Origin of the sequence: Mediterranea sp. ET5 (assembly GCF_023337025.1) — a bacterium.
Classification (GTDB): domain Bacteria; phylum Bacteroidota; class Bacteroidia; order Bacteroidales; family Bacteroidaceae; genus Phocaeicola_A.
The window spans coordinates 80964-102808 of sequence record NZ_JAMBLN010000009.1; the positions used below are offsets into that span (position 1 = coordinate 80964).

A 21845-nucleotide genomic window follows, 5' to 3' on the forward strand; every position below is an offset into this window, starting at 1 on the left:
TTAATCAAGGACAACATCGCCCGGCATGGAGCTTTCCTCCCAAGGCACATTGCTAAACCACATGAGCGTCCCGTCGGCGTCCGTGATGGGGTTCCCGGCACGGAACTGCTCCACGAGGTAGTTCGAGACAATCTCGTTGATGATGTTCTGCATGATGAAAGGCACGGTCACCAGTGCGCTGAAATCGTCGTAGGTCACGTCGGGGTAAAGGCGGAGAATCAGCTCCATCTTCTCACGCGAGAATTCTCCGAAGTTCAACGGCCAGATGGTCGGCTGGGTCATGATGTCGGAGATGAAGATGTTGTGCACGCGGGGGTCGGGGTTGTTGTAGAAGTCCGTCATGCCCTCGGTGTAGCGTCCCGGAATCTCCGTGATGTAGGTGAACGGCAGGTCGAAGTACTCGTTGGGCACGAGCGTCAGCTGCAGCTGTACCGTCTCCTCTGCCACGCGGTCGGAGCGCAGGATGGTCACGTTGACAAGGCCCGAGGTCTCCCCCGCCTTGATGACACACTGCTCGGAGAGGTCCTTGTATTCCTGGTCAGCCACAGCCGTCGTGCTGTCGGCAACCACAGCCACATTGAACACACGGTCGTAGTCGCGTGCCTCGCCCACGGCATTCACCTTCAGACTCAGCGTCGTGTCGGTGGCACCTTCGGGCATGGAAACGAAGCGCACCCAGGTGTAGAGCTGGTGTGCCCACATGTCCGGATTGGTGAAGTGGGGCACGTTGGTGTACTGCACGTCAAAGTAAAGCCCGTCTTTTCCCTCATAGGCAGGCATGTCCTTCTCACACGCCGCGAACGAAGCCAATCCTAACAGGCAGCAAAGTGTATAAATCAGTTTCTTCATATTCGTCGTTCTTAATGGTTAGTTACGCAAGTCTTCTTCGTCGCTCGGCAGCGGTATGACATAGCTGTCCACGCTCATGGAGGCGGAACCGCTCGCTGACGTTCCGGAGATAATCGAGGTCATGCCCAGTCGCTTGTAGTAGAAGAACAGTTGTCCTTCGCCCACGACCTCACGGGCAAATTCGCGGGTGATGAGCTCCTGCTTGTTGTCGGGAGTCACGTCGAGGGAGACGGCACCGCGCACGTTGCGCACCGTGTTGATGAGCGTGGCAGCCTCGGTGATGTCGTCCGTACATTCGGCAGCGATGAGGTACATCTCGCTCTTGCGGATGAGCGGGGTCATGTAGCGGTAGGTCAGTGTGTCACCGCTCTCCGAGCTAACGCTGAAGTCCTGGAACTTCACGAAGCAGATGGCGTTGTCGCCCGAGGTCTCTCCCTCCTGGAAGCTCCACATGCGGCGGCGGATGTCGTTGGTGTCGTCGTAGAACGAGGCGAGCTTCGAGTCGCTGCCGGTCTCCGACGAGCCGACGAAGCAGAGGCGGTTGTTGGCATTCACCGACGCGCTGAAGTAGTTGTCATAGAGGTTGTCGCGGCTCATGTTGTAGAGGCTGAACATCACCTCGTCAGAGAACACATAGTCGGGACGGGAGTTCTCGATGGTCTCCTGAACGGTGGTGCGGTCCATCCACGGGAAGACGTCAAGCTGCTCGGTCTCGCTCTTGGCGATGACCTCGTTCTTGGCAATGTCGTATGCCGTCGCCTTGTCCCCCTTCCACAGGTAGGCACGTGCCCGGAGCGCCTGCACGGCGTAGTAGTTCAGGCGGAGCTGGCGGTAGGACCAGTCGTAGCTGTCCAGTCCGTCGTCGCTCAACACGCCGTCCTTCACACCTTCGGTCAGGACGGGGTCGCACTCCTTCAACAGCTCGGCGGCTGCGTCGAGGTCGCGGATAACCCGGTTGAGGAACTCTTCGGCTGAAATCAGGGGCTGCACGGTGCGGCGGCTGTCCTCCTGATAGGGCAGGCACTCCTGCGAAGCCGTCGCGTCGGAATAGATGGGTCCGTAGAAGCGCAGCAGATCAAAGTGCATCATGCCGCGCAGGGCGAGCGCCTCACCCTTCACCAACGGATAGTAGCGGTCCAGGATGGCGGCATCCGGCTCGTCGCACTTCTCCAGCAGGAGGTTTACGTTGGCAATGAGCGAGTACATGTTGCTCCACAGGGAGTTCGACGCGTTGTCGAAGTTGTTGTCGGAGTAGTTGTAGCCGCTCCAGTAATAGTAGTTGTGCTGGTTGATGACGTTGGGCACGTTGTAGTACTGCGCCATGATGTCGATGCCGACCATGCCCAGCGTACCGCCGTAGAGCGACGAGTTGTTGAGCGATGAGTAGACACCGTTGAGCGCGGTGAGGAAGCCTTCGTTCGTGGAAAAGAGGGTGGTCTCCAGGATGCTGTCTTCCATGTCCACCTCAAGCCAGTCGGAGCAGGACGAAGTCGACACGGACAGGGTGCCAGCCACGAACAGACATTTGATGATATTCTTGTAGTTCATATTGATTCACTGGTTTTAGGGGTTAAAAGCTAAGGCCCAACGACATCATCACCGAGCGCTGGAAGGGGTAGTCCAGACCGCGCTCTTCCTTGATGGTCGACAGGTAGAAGAGGTCGTTCATCGACAGGCGGACGTTGAAGGAAGAGGCACCGATGGTCTTCAGCCAGGGAGCCGTCTGGTTCTCATAGCCGAAGGAGAGCGTGGTGAGCTTCAGCGTGTTCTCGTCCTCGATGAAGCGGCTCGTCATGTGCGACTCCGAGAGGTCGTCGATGCGCTTGAACTTGGCATGGTCGCCGGGCTTCTGCCAACGGTCGTAGTAGGCACGCTTGTCCTGGTTGTACATCAGGTCAGACTCGGAGATGTTCTCCACCTTGTCAAACAGCGTCTGGCGGAAGGCCTGTCCGCCGTAGCGGTAGGAGAAGATGAGGTTCATCGAGAAGCCCTTCCAGTATGCCGAGGTGCCGAAGGTGCCTTCCACGTCGGGCGTGGTGTCACCACAGACAACCTCGTCGGCAGTGTCCCACTCGAAGGTGTAGCTTCCGTCTTTCTTGATGAAGACCTCGTTACCGGTCATCGGGTCGATACCTGCCGAACGCACCGCCCACAACGCCGTGGGGCTGGCGCCATCGTAGTAACGGCGGAGGGTGTACGCCTCTTCGTCACGGCCCTGTTCGTTGAGGTACTCCAGGTAGTTGCCCATGTCGTCGTAGCTGGTCTTCACGTGGTTCATGTTGGCAGTGAGGCTCCAGTTGTAGTCGTTGCCACGGAGCACGAAGTAGGTTGCCTGCCAGGTGAAGCCCTCGTTGTGCATCGTTCCGATGTTCATCGGGCTGGTCGTCGTACCGGTCGAGGGAGGCAGGGAGATGGAGAGCAGCAACGGGTCAGTCGTCTTCGTGAAGTAGTCGAAGGTGAAGCGCAGGCGGTCGTCCATGAAAGCCAGGTCGATACCGATGTTCTGGTCGAGCGTACGCTGCCATTCGAGGTCCTTGTTACCCCACTGGCTGACGAGTGCGGCAAGACCGAAGGGGTTCTGGAACGCCGTGTAATAGTTGTAGACCGTGTTGGCACGCTTGGCGTCGAGGTTGCTGTTACCGGGGTTACCGAGTGAGTAGCGGAGCTTCATGTAGCTGATTACGTCCGAGTCAGCAAGGAACTTCTCGTTGTGCACGTTCCATCCCAGACCGAAGGACCAGGTGGTCGAGAAGGGGTTGTTGATGCCGAACACCGAAGCACCGTCGGTACGGAGGTTCAAGTCGACGAGGTAACGCATGTCGTAGCCGTAGTTCAAGTTGAAGTAGTAGCTTGCCGTACGCGACTTCACCACCGTGGAGCTGGGCTTGCCACCGTCGGGGTAACCCATCGAGAAGTTCGGGTTGGAATACTGGTCGGACATGTAGCCCAGGGCAGAGAATGCCTCCGCGTCGGAGTTGGACTCGGTGAACTGCATACCGCCGATCAGGTTGAGCATGTGGTTGCCGAAGGTGCGTCCGTAGGTCAGGTCGAGGGTACCGTCATAGGACGTGTCGCGCGAGCTGTTCTTCGCATACGTTCCGCGCTCCAGGCGGTCGGTCTCGGCGAACATTGTCTCTTCGGGCGAATGGAAGACGGTCGACTCGTTCTGCGCGATGGTCACACCGAAGCGGCCACGCAGGCGCAGTTCTTCCAGGATGCGCCACTCGACCTGGAAGTTGTTGTTCAGCGAGAAGGTGTTCGTCCGGTTGTAGCTCTTCTGGTTGAAGTCCCACAAGGGGTTGTAGGCGTACTCATAGCCGCTCAGGGTTGCCGTACGCTCGAAGTACTTGGTGATCTCACCGTTCTCGTTGTATTTCGAATAGTAGGGGTTGGCGTTGACGAAGTTGCGGAATGCCACCGGCTCGGTGTCGCTCGTGTTATAGTTGAGGTTCGTATTATTCGAGAACGAGAGGCGGTCCACACGGTAGGTCAGGCGGATGTTTCCGTTGAGCGCATCCTTGCCCGAACCCTTCATGACACCCTGCGTGTTGCTGTAGTTCACGCCCACACCGTAGAGGAAGGCTGAGTCACCGCCGTCGACGTAGATGTTGTGCGTCTGGGTGAAGGCGGTGCGCAGCGGCTCATTGAGCCAGTAGGAGTCGAGTCCCTGCTCGACCAGCTTGAGGCGGTTGTAGTAAATCTGGCGCTGATCCTCGTCGATGATTTCGCCGTTCGCATCGAGGTTGTAGTCACCCGAAGCATAGCGTCCGGCAAGCTTCTCGTAGGCGAGCTTCTCACGCGCGTTCATCATGTTATAGTCCGTCAGGTCCGCCCATGCCACCTGGTAGTTGCCGCTGTAGGAGAAGCGCAGCTTGCCCGGCTCGGGCTTCACAGTCTCGACTACCACAACGCCGTTGGCTGCCTTCGAACCGTAGATGGCGGTGGAGGCGGCATCCTTCAGGATGGTGATGCTTGCCACGCGGTCGATGTTGAGGTTGGTGATGGTCGTCAGGTCGCTCTCGAAACCGTCGAGGATGAAGAGCGGCTGGTTGGGGTCATATTCGTAGTCCGACTCCAGGTCGGTCAGGTTCGTCGTACCGCGGATGCTGATGTCCAGCGTGGCGTTCGGGTCCGCACCGCGGAGGTTGTTGTCCGTGATGACGAACGCCGGGTCGAGTGCCTGGAGGCTCTGGAGCACGTTCAGGTTTCCGACTTGCTTGAGTTCCTTGTTCGTGTAGGTCGCCATGGAGCCGGTGAAGCTCTCGGCATTACGGGTGTAGATACCCGTCACGACGGCTTCCTTCAGGTTGACCGCGTCCGACTCCAGGCGGACGGTGATGTCCTTGGTAATGCCCTTCACACGCACGGTCTGCGTCTTCATGCCGATGTAGGAGAACACGAGGTTGTGTACGCTCTCGGGGACAGAGATTTCAAAACGTCCGTTGACGTCGGTAGTCACGCCCGTGCCTTTGCTGTGGGGGAGCGTCACGCTGACGCCCGGCAACGGGGCATCGGTGTCGTCGATGACTACGCCCCTGTAAATGACTTTCTTCTCCGGTGTCTGGCTCTCCGTTGTCTGTTGTTTACCTCCTCCCGCGGGAGTCTGCGCCATCGCGGGAAGCGCTGAAGCCACCAACAAGGCCATGGCGAGGCAACCGGGCTTCACGGCATGCGACCAATGTTGGGAGAAGAAGCTTCGTGATGAATGAGTTGTTAAGGCGAACTTTTTCATGCTAGTCTTCATTTGTTATTTTAGTTAGACCGATGTAGGCTCAAGCTTTCATACGGCCCTTGTGTTTGTGCGTGTGTCTGTGTTGGGCAGGAAGCGGAAGACTCTCTCGGAACCGGCTCGGGGAATATCCGTAGAAACGCGTCTGCGGACCGGTAAAAAGATATTCCTTCTTTATAAACTGTTTTTATATCTATTTCTACATAAATAATATACAGTTTATATTCATTAATCTTCTAGCGGCGACAAAGATAACGATTCAAGAATAAAAAACAATAGTTTACTTTATATTTCAAAATAAACTTACTCATAAAAGTTAGAAACCACAACCATTTGTCATCCCGGGTGAGCAAAAGTGACACTACCGCCGCAGCCGTCGTCCGCCGGGCACAAATAAAGCGGGTGGCATCCCCGGATACGGAATACCGTACCAGGGTGCCACCCGCGTCTTATTCTAAGAGATCTAGCTAAGTCGAAAAATGCGCTTAATAGGCGTGGTCATCGTTCTTCAGCTCCTCACGTGTGATGGGCTTGCGCTCCAGGGCACGCCAGGCATAGAAGATATACGCCAGCACGAAGGGGATGAGGATGGACACGTACGCCATCACTTCCAGCGTGAAGGGGCTGGAGCAGCTGTTGGCGATGGTAAGCGAGCTTTGCAGGTCTGCCACTGAAGGATAGTAGGCAGTGTTGTTGTAGCCTGCGCAGAGCAACAGGGCGGTCACCGTGAGCACCGTGCCGATGCCGGCGAACCAGATGCTCTGACGGGGCGTCCGTGAGAACACGCCCTTGACGATGCCCCACAGCACCAGCACCACTCCCACGAGGAACACTGCCAGCACGGCAGGCATCGCGAGGAAGTTGTTCAGGTACTTCAGCGGCTCCATGTAGACTTCCTGGGTCGTGGGGTCCACGGCGAAGCCTGCGCTGACAAGTGTCCGGATGACGAAAGCCAGGAAGAACACCAGGAAGGCGAGCGCGTCGCCGAACAGACGGCGGCGGCAACGGGCGATGACGGTGTCGTCGGCAATGCGGTTGAGGAAGTAGAGTCCGCCAAGGACACGCGAGAGGTAGTAGACGGCGATGCCGAGCACCCAGTTCCAGATGTTGAACAGGATGTCGATGCCATGCCATCCGTTCGCCCAACGGCTGATGACGGGCATGGAGAGGTCGCTCATGTTGCCCTTGTCGACGATGAAGTTCGAGCCCGTGAAAAAGGTAGCGACGGCGGCACCGAGCAACAGCGGACCCAGGATGCCGTTGAGCACGAGGAAGCACTGGTAGGTCTTCTTGCCGAGCAGGTTGCCCAGGCTCGCCTGAAACTCATAGGACACCGCCTGGAGCACGAAGCTGAACAGGATAATCATCCACGCCCAGTAGGCACCGCCGAAGCTGGTGCTGTAGAACAGGGGGAAGGAAGCGAAGAAGGCGCCGCCAAAAGTGACCAGTGTGGTGAAGGTGAACTCCCACTTACGGCCCGTGGCATTGATGAGCAATGCACGCTCTTCGTCGGTTTTGCCCAACTGGAATATCAGGGAGTTGCCGCCCTGGACAAAGAGCAGGAACACCAGCAGTCCGCCCAACAGGGAGATGAGGAACCACCAATAATGTTGAAGTAAGCTATATGTTTCCATTGATATTGTTTGATTGGACAACCGGGCACCGGCGGCAGGTCCTGCGGGGACCACCTAGGTGCCGGAGCCGGCTGAACGGTTTGTAGATATGTGTGTGAATACTCAGTCCTCCATGCCCTCCGGACCCTTGCGGATGATGCGCAGCGAAATGCTGATGCCGGCTATCAGCAGGATGGTGAACACGGCGAGGAAGAGGAAGAAGGTGGTCTGCACGGAGTAGGTCGGCACCGACGAGATGGCGGCATTCACCGGCAGAAGGTCCTGAATCGCCCACGGCTGGCGTCCGGTCTCTGCCACAATCCAGCCTGCCTGACCGGCGAGATGGCCCAGGATGATGGTGAAGAGGGCAATCCACTGCATCCAGCGCATGGAGGCAAGACGGTTCTTATAGGCGAGGAAGAACACCACGGCAAAGAACAGGATGAAGTAGCACCCCAGCCCCACCATGACACGGAAGGCGTAGAAGTTGAGGGGCACGTTGGGCACCAGCTCGGCGGGTTCGTTGATGTAGCCGTAGCCCAGGTATTTCACATTGCTCTGCAGACGGGGCAGGATGGAGTCTGCCGCCTGCTGGTCGCCGTTCTGCTTGGCAGTGCGGTAGGCGTCGAGTGCGCTGAGAGCTTCGCGTCCGGCAGCCATCTTCTCGGCAGCCGAGAGAGCCACCGTCCCGTCCGGCTGGGTGTATCCGCCGGCAATGACCTCGTTGATGCCGGGGACATAGCCGTCCAGGCTGCGGGTGGAGAGGAAGGACAGCGCGTAGGGTATCTTGATTTCGAAGAGGAAAGGTTCCTTGCCGTCGTCATAACGTTCCTTGGCGGGATTGAGCAGACCGATGGCGGTGAGTCCCTGCTCCGTGCCGCCATTGTAGAGTCCCTCGATGGCAGCCAGCTTCATGGGCTGCTTCTGTGCCACGTGATAGCCCGAGGTGTCGCCCGTGAAAGCAACCACCAGCGCGGAGAAGAGTCCGAAGGCGGAAGCAATCTTGATGCTCGACAACGCCATGCGCTCGTGACGCTTCTTCAGCAGGAACCAGCAGGAGATGCCGACCACAAACACGGCACCGAGCACCCAGCCGCTCAACACGGTGTGGCAGAACTTGACCACAGCCACGTCAGAGAACGCCACTTCCCAGAAACTGCCTGCGGACTGCATCTCGTTGCGCATCGTGTCGGGATTGAACGTCATGCCCACCGGGTTCTGCATCCATGAGTTTGCCACCAGAATCCACCAGGCGGAGATGGCGGCACCGGCACCCGTCAGCCACGTCGAGACAAGGTGGAGACGTTTGCTCACGCGTCCCCATCCGAAGAACATGATGGCGACGAAGGTGGCTTCGAGGAAGAAGGCGAGGATGCCCTCGATGGCAAGCGGCGCTCCGAAGATATCGCCCACAAACCAGGAGTAGTTGCTCCAGTTGGTTCCGAACTCAAACTCCAGAATCAGTCCCGTAGCGACACCGATGACGAAGTTGATGCCGAAGAGTTTCATCCAGAACTTGGTCGTGTGTTTCCAGAACTCATTGCCCGTTCTGACATAGAGTGTTTCCATGATGCCCATCAGCAATGCCAGCCCCAGTGTGAGTGGCACGAACAGCCAGTGGTACATCGCCGTCAGGGCGAACTGCGCCCGTGACCAGTCGATCAGAGAAGTGTTGATTTGTTCTAACATGCTTAATGAAAGATTAGGTTAAACTTATTGTTGGAACAAAAATAAGTATTAATATGTAACTGCTCCAAGAATCCGGGAAAAATTTACGCTCCTGAGGCAAAATAATTCTGCCGCATTGACATTTCAGCGGAAAAAGAGGGGAAAAAGCGGATGATTCCGTGCAGGTAAATGACGAGAAGGGGGAATCCGGTTTTGTAAAAACGGAGAGGGCACGCCGGCATTCAGAGGTCAAGCGAGAGCTGGGCGTCGCCCAGGAGGTTGAAGGTGCGGCGGTGGTAGGGGGAGGGTCCGTACTGACGGATGGCGGCACGGTGTGCCTTGGTGGGGTAACCCTTGTTGCGGTCCCAGGCATACACGGGGTACTGCTCGTGGAGACGGTTCATGTAGTCGTCGCGGTAGGTCTTGGCAAGGATGGACGCCGCGGCGATGGACATGTACTTCCCGTCGCCCTTCACCACCGTAGTGTGGGGCGTGTCGCCGTAGGGCATGAAGCGGTTGCCGTCGATGAGCAGGTGCTGGGGACGGACGGACAGCCCGTCGAGTGCGCGGTGCATGGCGAGAAAGGAGGCACGGAGGATGTTCAGTTCGTCGATTTCCTCGGGCGACACCACGCCCACTGCCCACGCCACGGCTTCGCGCTCGATGACTTCGCGCAGGGCATAACGCCGGTGCTCGGTGAGCTGCTTGGAGTCATTGAGCCACTCGTTCTCGAAGTCCGTCGGCAGAATCACTGCCGCGGCATAGACCGCACCCGCCAGACATCCGCGTCCGGCTTCGTCGCAGCCTGCTTCGACCAGGTCTCTATTATAATAAGGTAATAGCATGGCAGGAAAGAGACTTTTTTAATTGACAATTGACAATGGACAATTGACAATTACGCCTTGCACGAGCAGGACACAGGAAATCCACCCGCAGGGCAATTGTCAATTGTCAATTATCAATTGTCAGAAGCTGTATCCCAAACGGATGAAGAAGCCGTTGAGCTTGCTGTCCACATCCTTGATGCAGTTGGTCAGACCGAACTCATAGCCCAGCTTGAGGGAGAACTCGCGGTAGTTCGCCTTCGCGCCCACATCGATGCCCAGATTCACGGTGTTCGTACTCTTCATGTCATCGTCGAGCACCATGAGGGCGAGTGTCGGACCGGCAAGCAAGCCCACCTTGCCTTCTCCGTAGTCGGCGAAGTTCCAGATAGCGTCGGCGTTCACTTCAATGAAACCCGGGTCCCAGCCGTCACAGCCCTTGGTCGTGAAGGCAACGCCTGCCGACCAGTCGAACATGTCGGTCATCGGAGCAGTATAGTCCATTCCGAAGTTAAGAAATTTCATCTCTGAGTCAGGGTTTACACCTGATGTGTTGATGTTGGCATAGTTCATACCATACCAAACCGTAAAGTTCTGTGCGCTGGCGCAGACAGCCATCACGCAAAGACAAAGCGTCAGAAATAACTTTTTCATAATCATTTCGTTTTAAAGGGTTAATAATCAAGACCGTGCGGAGCTTCCGTGCCGGGAACACGTCCGTCCGTCAGCCGCTTGCCTTCCGACATACGTGCCGGATGAAATCAAAAGTAAGTATTTTTATACGCTTACGGACATGCAATCAGTTAATATTGGTTAAGCCGGCCCTTCCGTAGGGCAACCGGGACACACCGGAGACAGCCCTCCAAAGGGGCGAAGGCACGGCATTTGCCAAGAAAAGTCGTAATTTTGCAGCCTCATCGACACACTTCAGACAAGACCATCATGTTCACAGTCATCGGATGCATGCTGGCAGGCATGATTGCAGGCTGCCTGCTCAGCCGACGCCGGGTGCCGGGCATACAGGGCACCGTCAACCTGCTCATCTGGCTCCTGCTCTTCCTCCTCGGATGGGAGGCGGGCAGCAACCGTCAGCTCATCGACGCCCTCCCCCGGCTGGGAGGCGAGGCACTGCTCCTCTCCACGGCAGCGACCCTGGGCAGCGCGGTGGCGGCAGCCCTGCTCCTGCGCTACGTCCGCCGGAAGGGAAGAAAGGAGGAACACGGCTCATGAAAGGCAGTCTCCTCATCATCGGGTTCTTCGTCCTGGGCATCGTCGTCGGGCGCAGTACGGGCCTGCCGACGGCATGGTCGCTTGCCGACGTCAGCTTCACCGCGCTCTGCCTGCTCATGGCAGCGGTGGGCTTCAGCATCGGGCACGACCCTTCCGCCCTCTCCCGCTTCCGCCGGCTCAACCCCCGCCTCGCCCTGCTCCCGCTCTGCACCATCGGCGGCACCCTGACGGCATGCGCCCTGGCGAGCCTCCTCACACCCCACTCCGTGGCGGAAGGCATGGCGGTAGGCGCGGGCTTCGGCTACTACTCCCTTTCGGGCATACTCATCACGGGCAGCAAAGGGGCTGAACTGGGCACGGTCGCCCTGCTGTCAAACATCATCCGTGAGCTGCTCACCCTGCTGGGCGCGCCCCTGCTGGCACGTTGGTTCGGAAGCCTCGCCCCCATTGCGGCAGGCGGAGCGACGACGGCGGACACGACCCTGCCCGTCATCACCCGCACGTGTGGCGACGAACTGGCGGTGGTCTCCATCTACCACGGCATGGTGGTCGACTTCAGTGTCCCCTTCCTCGTGACCTTCTTCTGCTCGCTGGGGTGACGCCGAAAAAGCCTTACAAATTTTCTTCCAGCGGAAGCCGCCTGCGGTGCGGACCTGTCGCCACGTTCGTACGGACGCGTCCGCAGCACCGTACGGACGTGTCCGCACGCTCGTACCGACGCGTCCGTACGAAGCTCGGAACAGGTCGTTTACAACCTGTTGACAGTCAGACGTCTGCAAAACGCCCTTTCCGGAGCCGGAAGCGTGCAAGGGATTTTCCGATTTTTCAACAGACGGGCACTGCCGTACCCGCAAAAGAGAGAGGCACGGAGACACCGGGGAAACAGGGGTCAAGCCCTGTCCTCAGTGTCTTCGTGCCTCTATGCTTGTCCGGCGGACGCACGGTTGCGCGCCGACGGGGGTACTGTCAGAACATGTGCCGCACGCGCTCGATGCCGGCGACGAGGGTGTCGACCTCCTCCTTCGTGTTGTAGAAGCTGAAGGAAGCGCGGACCGTCCCCTCGATGCCCAGCCGTTGCATCAGCGGCTGCGCACAGTGGTGCCCGGTGCGGACGGCGATGCCGAGACGGTCGAGCAACGTGCCGAGGTCGAAGTGATGGATGTTGCCGACGAGGAAGGAGATGACGCTCCCCTTGTGAGGGGCTTCGCCGAAGATGCGCATGCCCTCGATGGAGCGCAGCCGTTCCGTGGCATAGCGCGTCAGTTCCTGCTCGTAGGCATCAATCTGGTCCATGCCCAGGGCGGACACATAGTCGAGCGCCCGTGCCAGAGCGTGCGTGCCGATGTAGTCGGGCGTACCTGCCTCGAACTTGTAGGGCAGCTCGTTGAACGTCGTCCGCTCAAAGCTGACATGCTGTATCATCTCCCCTCCTCCCTGGTAGGGCGGCAGCCGGTCGAGCCACTCCTCCTTGCCGTAGAGCACGCCCACGCCCGTCGGGCCGTAGACCTTGTGCCCGCTGAAGGCATAGAAGTCCGCGTCGAGCGCCTGCACGTCGACCGCCATGTGCGGCACAGCCTGCGCCCCGTCGACGAGTACGGGCACGCCGCGGGCATGTGCCGTGGCTATCATCTCGCGCACGGGATTGACCGTCCCCAGGACGTTCGACACGTGGGTGACGCACACCAGACGGGTGCGCTCGTTGAAGAGCGCGGCATACTCGTCGGTCAGGAGCTCGCCGCGGTCGGTCATGGGGATGACGCGGATGACGATGCCCCGACGGTCGCGCAGGAGCTGCCAGGGGACGATGTCGCTGTGGTGCTCCATGACGGAGACGATGACCTCGTCGCCCTCGCGGAGGAAGGCTTCACCGAACGACGAAGCCAGGAGGTTGATGCTCTCGGTGGTTCCGCGTGTGAAGACAATCTCGCTCGTGGAGCGGGCGTTGATGAACTTGCGGACGGTCTCGCGTGCCCCTTCGTGCAGCTCGGTCGCCTGCTGGGAGAGGAAGTGGACGCCGCGGTGCACGTTGGCATTGACCGAGTAGTACTCCTCGGCAATGGCATCGACCACGCAGCGTGGTTTCTGCGTGGTGGCGCCGTTGTCGAAATAGACGAGCGGCTTGCCGTAGACCGTACGGCTGAGGATGGGGAAGTCTTCCCGTATCTTTTGTATATCCATAGTGTAGTCGGTGTTTAAGCGGGGTCTCACTTGCACATGGCGCACCCCTGGCACTTGTTGAGCTCGCCGCGGAAGCGTTTCTCCACGAGCAGGTGCAGGCGGTCCTTGAGTGCGTCGAGACGTATCTCGTCGATGACCTCATTGACGAAGGCAAACATGAGCAGCAGGCGTGCCTCTCGCTCGGCGATGCCCCGCTGACGCATGTAGAAGAGGGCGTTGTCGTCGAGCTGGCCCACGGTAGCCCCGTGGCTGCACTTCACGTCGTCGGCGTAAATCTCCAGCTGCGGCTGGGTGTACATGCGTGCCTCGCGGGTGGCGCAGAGGTTCCGGTTGGTCTGCTGCGAGGAGGTGCGCTGTGCGCCTTCACGGACGAGCACTTTGCCGGCAAACGCCCCGACGGCACTGTCGTCGAGCACATACTTGTAGAGCTCGGTGCTGGTGCAGTCGCTCACCCGGTGGTCGATGAAGGTGTTGTTGTCCACTTGCTGCTGTTTGTCGCCGATAGCCATGCCGAGCATCTTCACCTCGGCGCCCCGTCCGTCGAGCGCCACCTCGGTGGTGTTGCGGGTGATGCCGTTGTGGAGGGTCATCCCGTTGAGCAGGACATTGCTGCCTGCCGCCTGATGGACATAGAGGTTGCTGAAGCGCACGGTGTTGTTGTGGGTCTCCTCCAGCTCATAGAAGTCGAAGACGGCATTCTCGCCGACGAAGACCTCCACCACCTGGGTGGCAAGGAACTTCACACGGTCCATGGCATGGTCGCACGCCAGCAGACGCGCCTGTGCGCCTTCTTCCAGGATGATGAGCACCCGCCGGTTGACCATGAAGTCGACGTTGGAACGGAGCATGTTGATGAGTTGGATAGGTCGCTCCACGACCACCCCCTTGGGCACATAGAGCACGAAGCCGTCCTGTGCGAGCATGGTGTTGAGGGCGGTCACAGCGTCGCGTGCGGTGTCGGCGAGGCGTCCGTAGTGTGCCTCCGCCAGCTCCGGGTGCAGGGTGGAGAACTCCTTGAGGCTGCCTGCCCACACGCCGGCGGGGAGGGTTGCCTTCGGCAGGTCACGGCTGTCGAAGCCGTCGTTGAGCATGAAGTAGAGCGAGGTACTCATGTTCGGCACGTCGCACTTGAACACTTCGCTGGAGTCGACGGGTATGTCGAGGCGGTTCAGGTTCAAGCCATAGTCCGGCTCGAAGAGCTTCGCCACGTCGGTGTACTTGTACTTCTCCACTTTCCGCGTGGGGAATCCCAGGCTCCGGAAGTCGGCGAACGCCTTGGCGCGGGGCTTGTTCATCACCTCCGAGCTGTGGCGTGCGATCATCGCTTCGCACTGGGTGTACAGGTCGATGTATTGTTGTTCTGCTTTCATTGTCTTGATAGGGTTTATGTATGATTCTTCAGCTACGGCTGACGCGGACGTCGGCTGTGCGTCTGCCGGTCAGCCGTTCCCGGTCAGCGGTCTGCAGTGTCCGCTTCCGCCTTGATCCAGTCGTAGCCCCGCTCTTCGAGTTCAAGCGCGAGCTCGGGTCCGGCGGTCTTGACGATGCGTCCCTTGTAGAGCACGTGGACGATGTCCGGCTTGATGTAGTCCAGCAGACGCTGGTAGTGGGTGATGACGATGCAGCTCGTCTCCGGTGTCTTGAGCTTGTTGACGCCCTCGGCTACGATCCGCAGCGCGTCGATGTCGAGCCCCGAGTCCGTCTCGTCGAGGATGCTCAGCTTCGGCTCCAGCATCGCCATCTGGAAGATTTCGTTACGCTTCTTCTCGCCGCCGGAGAAGCCTTCGTTCACCGAACGGTTCGCGAGCTTGTTGTCCAGCTCGACCACGGCACGCTTCTCGCGCATGAGTTTGAGGAACTCGCTTGCACTGAGGGGTTCCTGCCCCATGTACTTCCGTTTCTCATTTACGGCCGCACGCATGAAGTTGACCATGCTCACGCCGGGAATCTCCACGGGATACTGGAACGAAAGGAACAGCCCCTCGTGGCTGCGGTCTTCGGGACTGAGCGCGAGGAGGTCCTTCCCGTTGAACGTCACCGAGCCTTTGGTCACCTCGTAGGCGGGATGTCCCACGAGGACGTTGCTCAGCGTACTCTTACCCGAGCCGTTAGGGCCCATGATGGCGTGCACCTCTCCGGTCTTCACGGTGAGGTTGATGCCTTTCAATATCTCTTTGCCATTGATGGTGGCATGCAAATCTTTTATTTCAAGCATATCTGTCTGAGGTTATTATGTGATTCATTCGTTTAGGTTCATTCGTCGCCGGGAGGCAGCCAGCAGGCGGCGGCGTCCGCGTTCAGCCGACGCTGCCTTCGAGCGAGACTGCCAGCAGCTTCTGTGCCTCGACGGCAAACTCCATCGGGAGCTTGTTGATGACCTCCTTGGCATATCCATTCACGATGAGTCCCACGGCGTCCTCCGTCGGGATGCCGCGCTGGGTGCAGTAGAAGAGCTGGTCTTCTGATATCTTCGACGTGGTGGCTTCGTGCTCCACGACAGCTGTCTCGTTGTGGATGTCCATGTAGGGGAAGGTGTGTGCGCCGCACTTGTCGCCCAGCAGCAACGAGTCGCACTGGCTGTAGTTGCGCGCCCCGTCCGCCTTGGCAGCCACACGGACCAGTCCGCGGTAGGAGTTTTGGCTGCGTCCGGCAGAGATACCCTTGCTGATGATGGTGCTCCGGGTGTTCCGCCCGAGGTGTATCATCTTCGTGCCGGTGTCCGCCTGCTGGAAGTTGTTCGTCACGGCCACGGAGTAGAACTCCGCCTGCGAGTTGTCGCCCGTCAGGATGCAGCTGGGGTACTTCCACGTGATGGCCGAGCCTGTCTCCACCTGCGTCCAGGACAGCTTGCTGTCCACGCCCTTGCAGTTGCCCCGCTTGGTCACGAAGTTATAGACTCCGCCCTTGCCCTCGGCATCGCCGGGGTACCAGTTCTGCACGGTGCTGTACTTCACCTCGGCACGGTCCATCACCACAATTTCCACGATGGCGGCATGGAGCTGGTTCTCGTCGCGCATGGGGGCGGTACATCCCTCAAGGTAGGACACGTAGCTGTCGTCGTCCGCCACGATGAGCGTACGTTCGAACTGCCCCGTGTTGGCGGCATTGATACGGAAGTAGGTGGATAGTTCCATCGGGCAGCGTACGCCCTTGGGGATGTAGACAAATGAGCCGTCGCTGAACACGGCGGAATTGAGGGCAGCGAAGAAGTTGTCGCGGTAGGGCACCACGGAGCCGAGGTACTTCTTCACCAGGTCAGGGTGTTCGCGCACTGCCTCGCTGATGGAGCAGAAGATGATGCCCTTCTCGATGAGTGCGTCCTTATAGGTGGTCTTCACCGACACGGAGTCCATCACGGCGTCGACCGCCACTCCGCTGAGCGCCATCTGTTCCTCCAGGGGGATGCCCAGCTTGTTGAACGTCTTTATCAACTCGGGGTCGACCTCATCCATGCTCTTGGGTCCGTCTTTCCTGGTCTTCGGGGCAGCGTAGTATGAGATAGCCTGGTAGTCAATCTCAGGAATATCCAGATGTGCCCACCGGGGCATCTCCATCGTCTGCCAGTGACGGAACGCATTCAGGCGGAACTCCAGCAGCCAGTCAGGCTCCCCCTTCTTCTCGGAGATGAGCCTTATGACCTCCTCGTTGAGTCCCCGCTCGATGATGTCGGTGTGGACATCCGTCGTGAAGCCGTACTTGTACTTCTCGGCAGCCAGTTCCTTCACCAGCTTGTTCGGTTCGTCTTGCATAATTCTTACTTGATTAATTGTTCTGTAACTTGTTTGATAGCCGGGAAGAAGAGCCCGGCCGTTTCTCCCACAGGATGGTAGAATACCGACTGTTCCTTCACTTCGGGGGTGAGCATCTTCTCGTCAGGGTCGATGTACTCCACCACCTTGATGAGCACACCAAGGAACAAGAGGTGGAGCACCATGCCGGTCACCGCGCCCAGCATCCGGTTGACGATGCCCAGATGGGCAGCCTCCAACGCCCGGGTCAGTGCAGCCCCTGCCAGCATGAGCAGTGCGGGGATGACCGCCCAGATGATGATGAACGAGATGATTTGCGCCACACTGACGGATGTCCCGATGTGAGGCGCCAGCTGTTCGCCGACAGCGGCATACAGTGCACGCGCCACCAGCAGTCCGGCTATCAGGCCTACCAGTCCGCATGCCTGCTTGATGAAGCCTTTGGCGAGTCCCGACACCAGTCCGATGCCCAGCACCACCACTATGAATATGTCAATCGTTTCCATTCCTTTATAACAACAATGTGCCAATCACACAAACCGAAAGGGCGGTCTGGCAATTGGCACATTTCATATGATTGTCACTGCCCGCAGGGGCAGCCGTGTTTCGTTTGCTTTCTTATTCCACAGGTCAGAGTGTCTGCTTCACCTCGATTTCCTGGTAGGACTCGATGATGTCGCCCACCTTGATGTCGTTGTAGTTCATCAGGCTGATACCGCACTCGAAGTTGACCGGCACCTCCTTCACGTCGTCCTTGAAACGCTTCAGGGCGTTGATGGCTCCGGTGTAGATGACGATACCGTCGCGGATGAGACGTGCCTTGTCGGTACGTTTCACCTTGCCTTCGCGTACCCATGCTCCGGCTACGGTGCCGACCTTGGTAATCTTGAACACCTCGCGCACTTCGATGGTAGCGGTGATTTCCTCCTTGACCTCGGGTGCCAGCATGCCTTCCATCGCCGCCTTCACATCCTCGATGGCATCATAGATGATGGAGTAGAGACGGATGTCGACTCCCTCCTGCTCCGCCTGCTTGCGGGCAGCCATTGACGGACGCACCTGGAAGCCGATGATGATGGCGTCCGAGGCAGCGGCAAGGCTGACGTCCGATTCCGAAATCTGGCCCACCGCCTTGTGGATGACGTTCACCTGAATCTGCTCGGTGGAGAGCTTGATGAGCGAGTCGCTCAACGCCTCGATGGAGCCGTCGACGTCGCCCTTGACGATGACGTTCAACTCGTGGAAATCGCCCAGTGCCAAGCGGCGTCCCACTTCGTCGAGCGTAAGCATCTTCTGTGTGCGGAGTCCCTGCTCGCGCTGGAGTTGCTCACGCTTGCTGGCAATCTCGCGCGCCTCCTGCTCGGTCTCGATGACGTGGAAGGTGTCTCCGGCTGTCGGGGCACCGTTCAGTCCGAGGATGAGTGCAGGCTCGGAAGGACCTGCCTGCTGGATGCGCTGGTTGCGTTCGTTGAACATCGCCTTCACCTTGCCATAGTTGGTTCCGGCAAGCACGATGTCGCCCACCTTGAGCGTACCGTTCGCCACGAGCACCGTTGCCACGTAACCCCGTCCCTTGTCGAGCGTCGACTCGATGATGGAACCGGTAGCCCGGCGGTTGGGGTTCGCCTTCAGTTCGAGCAGTTCGGCCTCGAGCAGCACCTTCTCGAGCAGCTCGTGCACGCCGATGCCCTTCTTGGCGGAGATGTCCTGCGACTGGTACTTTCCGCCCCATTCCTCCACGAGGAAGTTCATGTTGGCAAGTTCCTCCTTGATTTTGTCCGGGTTGGCGGCGGGTTTATCTATCTTGTTGATGGCAAAGACGATGGGCACACCGGCAGCCATAGCATGGTTGATGGCCTCCTTGGTCTGCGGCATGACGTTGTCGTCGGCAGCCACGATGATGATGGCGATGTCGGTCACCTTGGCACCACGTGCACGCATGGCCGTAAATGCCTCGTGACCCGGAGTGTCGAGGAAGGTGATGCGGCGTCCGTCTTCCAACTTCACGTTGTAGGCACCGATGTGCTGCGTGATGCCGCCAGCCTCGCCTGCGATGACGTTCGACTTGCGGATGTAGTCGAGCAACGATGTCTTTCCGTGGTCGACGTGACCCATGACGGTGACAATCGGCGCACGCGGCTGGAGGTCTTCGGCACGATCTTCCTCCTCGACCACCGCCTGTGCCACTTCAGCACTGACATACTCGGTCTGGAAGCCGAACTCCTCCGCCACCAGGTTGATGGTTTCCGCGTCGAGACGCTGGTTGATGGACACCATGATGCCCACACTCATACACGTGCCGATGACCTGCGTCACAGGGACGTCCATCATGTTGGCAAGCTCGTTGGCAGTCACGAACTCAGTGAGCTTGAGCACCTTGCTCTCTGCTCTTTCCTGGTCCTCCAGTTCCTGCTGACGGTTGATGGCGTTCTCGCGCTTCTCCTTGCGGTATTTGGATGTCTTGTTCTTTCCCTTGCTTGTGAGTCGTGCCAGGGTCTCTTTCACCTGTTTTGCCACATCTTCGTCGCTCACTTCAGGTTTGGCGAACGATGACGATTTGCGGTTGCGGTCCTTGCCACGGCGGTCACGGTCTTTCGACTTCTCACCTCCGCCGCCTTTTCCGCTGCGTCCTTCACCACGCGAAGACTGGTCGACGGCGTTGATGTCGACCTTCTCCTTGTTGATGCGGCTGCGCTTCTTCTTCCGCTTGCCATCCTCGTCGGAGTCGTTCTTGTCCGCACGGCTCGACTTGTCGTCGGTCTTGCGTATCTCCTTGATGATGGCGTCCTTCATCTGTTTCTTCTGTTCCTGACGCTGCTTTTCCTTTTCCTCGCGCTCTTTGCGCCGTTCCTCTTTCGACTTTTTCCGCGGACGGGTCGATTGGTTCAACGCGTCGAGGTCGATCTGCCCCACCACGTTGATTTTCGAGACGAACTCAGTAGGGCGTATCTTGAACACGCCGTCGTCTTCTTGTCCGCCTTTCTTTTCTTCTACTTTCTCAGCCACCTGGGTATCTGCTTTTTCGGTTTTGACGGGAGCCGGTTTGTCGGCAGCAGAGGCTGCTTCCGGGCGTATGGGCTTGGCGGCTTTCGCTTCGTCCTTGGGCTCGGCAGTCCCAGCGGCTTTCTCCGGAGCAGGCTGTTGGGCAGCCTTCTTCTCCTCGGTCTTTTCGGTTATGTTTTTCTCTACAGTCTTCTCGACGACGGGTTGTGCCGGCTTCTTGCGTCGGTTGAGGGCATCGAGGTCGATTTTCCCCACGGGCTTGAATTTCGGGCGCACGTCCTCGGGCACGACGGTCTTGACCACCTCATCCTCTTTGGCTTTCCGTTCGGGCTCTTTCTTGGGCTCGTCGAAACCGTCGATGGAGATGGAGGCACCGCGTCCACGTTCCTTGCTTTGTCGTTCCTGGCTGAATTTCTCAGACTCGATGCGCAGCTTCTTGTCCTTGCGGAACTCCTGTACGAGGAGTTCGTACTGCTCTTTCGTAATCTGCGTATTCGGGGTGGCCTCCACCTCGAATCCTTTCTTCTGGAGGAATTCGACAACCGTCGTCAGTCCTACGTTTAAATCTCTTGTTACTTTATTTAGTCTTATAGTCATACGTTTTTAGTTTGTAAGTTCGTCAAGTTTCTCAAGTCGATGAGTTGTTTCCTGTCTGCCATTGCCCGGGCGATGTCCTGAGCCCGCATCCTCCAACTCATTCCATGAAAAAAGAACCAAAGGACTCAACCGGCCCGGGACGACTTACTCTTCAAATTCGGCCTTTAATATTCTCAATACTTCGTCGACCGTGTCTTCCTCCAGGTCGGCTTTCTCGATGAGCATCTCGCGCGGAGCGTTGAGCACGCCCTTGGCAGTGTCGATGCCGATGCCCTTGATGGCGTCGATGACCCACTCGTCGATTTCATCGCGGAACTCATCCAGGTAGATGTCTTCCTCGTCGGCTGCACCGTCGAGCTCGCGATAAACGTCGATGGTGTACTCCGTCAGCATGCTGGCAAGCTTGATGTTCATGCCGCCCTTTCCGATGGCGAGGGAGACCTCCTCGGGTTTGAGGAACACCTCGGCACGCTTGTTCTCCTCGTCGAGACGGATGGAAGAGACGACGGCGGGGCTCAGCGCACGCTGGATGAAGAGCGAGATGTTGGCGGTGTAGTTGATGACGTCGATGTTCTCGTTGCGCAGCTCACGCACGATGCCGTGGATGCGGGAACCTTTCACACCCACACAGGCGCCGACCGGGTCGATGCGCTCGTCGTAAGATTCGACGGCAATCTTGGCGCGTTCACCGGGGATGCGTGCGATACGTTTGATGGTGATGAGTCCGTCGTTGATTTCGGGGACTTCCATCTCGAACAGCCGTTGCAGGAAGACGGGCGACGTGCGGCTCAGGATGATTTTCGGGTTGTTGTTGGTGTTGTCCACCCGTGCCACGACTGCGCGTACGGTCTCGCCCTTGCGATAGAAGTCGCTGGGGATCTGTTCGGTCTTGGGCAGCAGAAGTTCGTTGCCCTCATCATCGAGCAGCAGCATCTCTTTCTTCCATATCTGATAGACCTCAGCGCTGACGACCTGGCCCACCTTTTCAATATACTTGTTATACAGGCTATCCTTCTCCAGCTCCAGGATCTTCGATGCAAGTGTCTGGCGCAGGTTCAGGATGGCACGCCGTCCGAACTTGGCAAAGATGACCTCGTCGGTCACTTCCTCGCCAATCTCATAGGAAGCGTCGATCTTGCGTGCCTCAGTGAGGGAGATTTGCATATTCGGGTTCGTCAGGTCCTCGTCTGCCACGACCTCGCGGTTGCGCCAGATTTCGAAGTCCCCCTTGTCGGGGTTCACGATCACGTCGTAGTTCTCATCCGTCCCGAACATCTTGGCAATCACGCTGCGGAAGCTTTCCTCCAGGACGCTGACCATCGTGGTTCGGTCGATGTTCTTCAACTCTTTAAATTCCGAAAATGTATCAATCAAGCTGACTGTTTCCTCTTTCTTAGCCATAATA

General features: G+C 58.3%; 15 protein-coding genes and 2 pseudogenes. 2 read left to right on the forward strand and 15 right to left on the reverse strand.

Features of this window, described 5'->3' with window-relative positions; all coding sequences use genetic code 11:
- The 7 genes from M3087_RS07175 to M3087_RS07205 form a co-directional block, all read right to left on the reverse strand.
- The gene (locus M3087_RS07175; protein ID WP_249094690.1) at nucleotides 1-849 is read right to left on the reverse strand and encodes a DUF4843 domain-containing protein; all 849 of its coding nucleotides are present in this window, start codon (nucleotides 847-849) and stop codon (nucleotides 1-3) included.
- Between the two features lie 18 nt (nucleotides 850-867).
- Entirely contained in the window at nucleotides 868-2397 is a 1530-nt protein-coding gene (locus tag M3087_RS07180) for a RagB/SusD family nutrient uptake outer membrane protein (protein ID WP_249094691.1), read from the reverse strand.
- 22 nt (nucleotides 2398-2419) lie between these two features.
- Nucleotides 2420-5581, reverse strand: coding sequence for a SusC/RagA family TonB-linked outer membrane protein (locus tag M3087_RS07185; RefSeq protein ID WP_249094692.1), 3162 nt, complete (start codon nucleotides 5579-5581; stop codon nucleotides 2420-2422).
- 482 nt (nucleotides 5582-6063) lie between these two features.
- Nucleotides 6064-7212: a cytochrome d ubiquinol oxidase subunit II gene (locus M3087_RS07190; protein WP_022383899.1), complete on the reverse strand. Its 1149-nt coding sequence runs from the start codon at nucleotides 7210-7212 to the stop codon at nucleotides 6064-6066.
- Between the two features lie 102 nt (nucleotides 7213-7314).
- On the reverse strand, nucleotides 7315-8880 hold the full coding sequence (locus M3087_RS07195; RefSeq protein ID WP_249094693.1) for a cytochrome ubiquinol oxidase subunit I: 1566 nt from the start codon (nucleotides 8878-8880) through the stop codon (nucleotides 7315-7317).
- Between the two features lie 221 nt (nucleotides 8881-9101).
- Nucleotides 9102-9704 (reverse strand): ribonuclease HII, encoded by a 603-nt coding sequence (locus tag M3087_RS07200; RefSeq protein ID WP_249094694.1) that lies wholly within the window; start codon nucleotides 9702-9704, stop codon nucleotides 9102-9104.
- A gap of 120 nt (nucleotides 9705-9824) precedes the next feature.
- On the reverse strand, nucleotides 9825-10337 hold the full coding sequence (locus M3087_RS07205) for a porin family protein (RefSeq protein WP_249094697.1): 513 nt from the start codon (nucleotides 10335-10337) through the stop codon (nucleotides 9825-9827).
- Nucleotides 10338-10625: 288 nt separating this feature from the next.
- Here M3087_RS07205 and M3087_RS07210 point away from each other — a divergent pair, with 288 nt between their 5' ends.
- Together M3087_RS07210 and M3087_RS07215 are read left to right on the forward strand one after the other, a co-directional pair.
- Nucleotides 10626-10913, forward strand: a complete 288-nt coding sequence (locus M3087_RS07210; RefSeq protein ID WP_249094699.1) for a LysO family transporter — start codon at nucleotides 10626-10628, stop codon at nucleotides 10911-10913.
- Nucleotides 10910-11512 (forward strand): lysine exporter LysO family protein, encoded by a 603-nt coding sequence (locus tag M3087_RS07215; protein ID WP_249094701.1) that lies wholly within the window; start codon nucleotides 10910-10912, stop codon nucleotides 11510-11512. The genes M3087_RS07210 and M3087_RS07215 overlap by 4 nt, the downstream gene beginning before the upstream one ends.
- 367 nt (nucleotides 11513-11879) lie before the next feature.
- Here the strand turns inward: M3087_RS07215 and M3087_RS07220 are convergent, their stop codons facing one another.
- The 8 genes and pseudogenes from M3087_RS07220 to nusA all read right to left on the reverse strand — a co-directional run bounded on the left by M3087_RS07220 (nucleotide 11880) and on the right by nusA (nucleotide 21841).
- The gene (locus M3087_RS07220) at nucleotides 11880-13091 is read right to left on the reverse strand and encodes an aminotransferase class V-fold PLP-dependent enzyme (protein ID WP_249094704.1); all 1212 of its coding nucleotides are present in this window, start codon (nucleotides 13089-13091) and stop codon (nucleotides 11880-11882) included.
- A gap of 26 nt (nucleotides 13092-13117) precedes the next feature.
- The gene (gene sufD / locus M3087_RS07225) at nucleotides 13118-14461 is read right to left on the reverse strand and encodes a Fe-S cluster assembly protein SufD (protein ID WP_249094706.1); all 1344 of its coding nucleotides are present in this window, start codon (nucleotides 14459-14461) and stop codon (nucleotides 13118-13120) included.
- An 83-nt stretch (nucleotides 14462-14544) separates the two neighbouring features.
- The gene (sufC, locus tag M3087_RS07230; protein WP_022383891.1) at nucleotides 14545-15306 is read right to left on the reverse strand and encodes a Fe-S cluster assembly ATPase SufC; all 762 of its coding nucleotides are present in this window, start codon (nucleotides 15304-15306) and stop codon (nucleotides 14545-14547) included.
- Nucleotides 15307-15388: 82 nt separating this feature from the next.
- Complete coding sequence (gene sufB, locus M3087_RS07235) at nucleotides 15389-16840, reverse strand: Fe-S cluster assembly protein SufB (RefSeq protein ID WP_106483813.1); 1452 nt, start codon at nucleotides 16838-16840, stop codon at nucleotides 15389-15391.
- Between the two features lie 5 nt (nucleotides 16841-16845).
- A complete protein-coding gene (locus tag M3087_RS07240; protein WP_022383889.1) occupies nucleotides 16846-17346 on the reverse strand; it encodes a CvpA family protein in 501 nt (166 codons plus the stop codon).
- A 124-nt stretch (nucleotides 17347-17470) separates the two neighbouring features.
- Nucleotides 17471-19798, reverse strand: a pseudogene (gene infB, locus M3087_RS07245) (translation initiation factor IF-2); the annotation flags it as partial.
- A gap of 185 nt (nucleotides 19799-19983) precedes the next feature.
- Nucleotides 19984-20440 (reverse strand): annotated as a pseudogene (locus tag M3087_RS14415) (translation initiation factor IF-2); the annotation flags it as partial.
- Between the two features lie 144 nt (nucleotides 20441-20584).
- Entirely contained in the window at nucleotides 20585-21841 is a 1257-nt protein-coding gene (nusA, locus tag M3087_RS07250; protein WP_022383887.1) for a transcription termination factor NusA, read from the reverse strand.
- Nucleotides 21842-21845: the final 4 nt, after the last annotated feature.

Excerpts from the sequence above, each read along its gene's own strand:
- sufD (WP_249094706.1), bottom strand. The coding sequence starts at position 14,461 with ATGAAAGCAGAACAACAATACATCGACCTGTACACCCAGTGCGAAGCG.
- M3087_RS07185 (WP_249094692.1), bottom strand. The coding sequence starts at position 5,581 with ATGAAAAAGTTCGCCTTAACAACTCATTCATCACGAAGCTTCTTCTCC.
- M3087_RS07205 (WP_249094697.1), bottom strand. The coding sequence starts at position 10,337 with ATGAAAAAGTTATTTCTGACGCTTTGTCTTTGCGTGATGGCTGTCTGC.
- M3087_RS07180 (WP_249094691.1), bottom strand. The coding sequence starts at position 2,397 with ATGAACTACAAGAATATCATCAAATGTCTGTTCGTGGCTGGCACCCTG.
- sufB (WP_106483813.1), bottom strand. The coding sequence starts at position 16,840 with ATGCAAGACGAACCGAACAAGCTGGTGAAGGAACTGGCTGCCGAGAAG.
- M3087_RS07210 (WP_249094699.1), top strand. The coding sequence starts at position 10,626 with ATGTTCACAGTCATCGGATGCATGCTGGCAGGCATGATTGCAGGCTGC.
- sufC (WP_022383891.1), bottom strand. The coding sequence starts at position 15,306 with ATGCTTGAAATAAAAGATTTGCATGCCACCATCAATGGCAAAGAGATA.
- M3087_RS07190 (WP_022383899.1), bottom strand. The coding sequence starts at position 7,212 with ATGGAAACATATAGCTTACTTCAACATTATTGGTGGTTCCTCATCTCC.
- M3087_RS07195 (WP_249094693.1), bottom strand. The coding sequence starts at position 8,880 with ATGTTAGAACAAATCAACACTTCTCTGATCGACTGGTCACGGGCGCAG.
- nusA (WP_022383887.1), bottom strand. The coding sequence starts at position 21,841 with ATGGCTAAGAAAGAGGAAACAGTCAGCTTGATTGATACATTTTCGGAA.
- M3087_RS07215 (WP_249094701.1), top strand. The coding sequence starts at position 10,910 with ATGAAAGGCAGTCTCCTCATCATCGGGTTCTTCGTCCTGGGCATCGTC.
- M3087_RS07175 (WP_249094690.1), bottom strand. The coding sequence starts at position 849 with ATGAAGAAACTGATTTATACACTTTGCTGCCTGTTAGGATTGGCTTCG.
- M3087_RS07220 (WP_249094704.1), bottom strand. The coding sequence starts at position 13,091 with ATGGATATACAAAAGATACGGGAAGACTTCCCCATCCTCAGCCGTACG.
- M3087_RS07200 (WP_249094694.1), bottom strand. The coding sequence starts at position 9,704 with ATGCTATTACCTTATTATAATAGAGACCTGGTCGAAGCAGGCTGCGAC.
- M3087_RS07240 (WP_022383889.1), bottom strand. The coding sequence starts at position 17,346 with ATGGAAACGATTGACATATTCATAGTGGTGGTGCTGGGCATCGGACTG.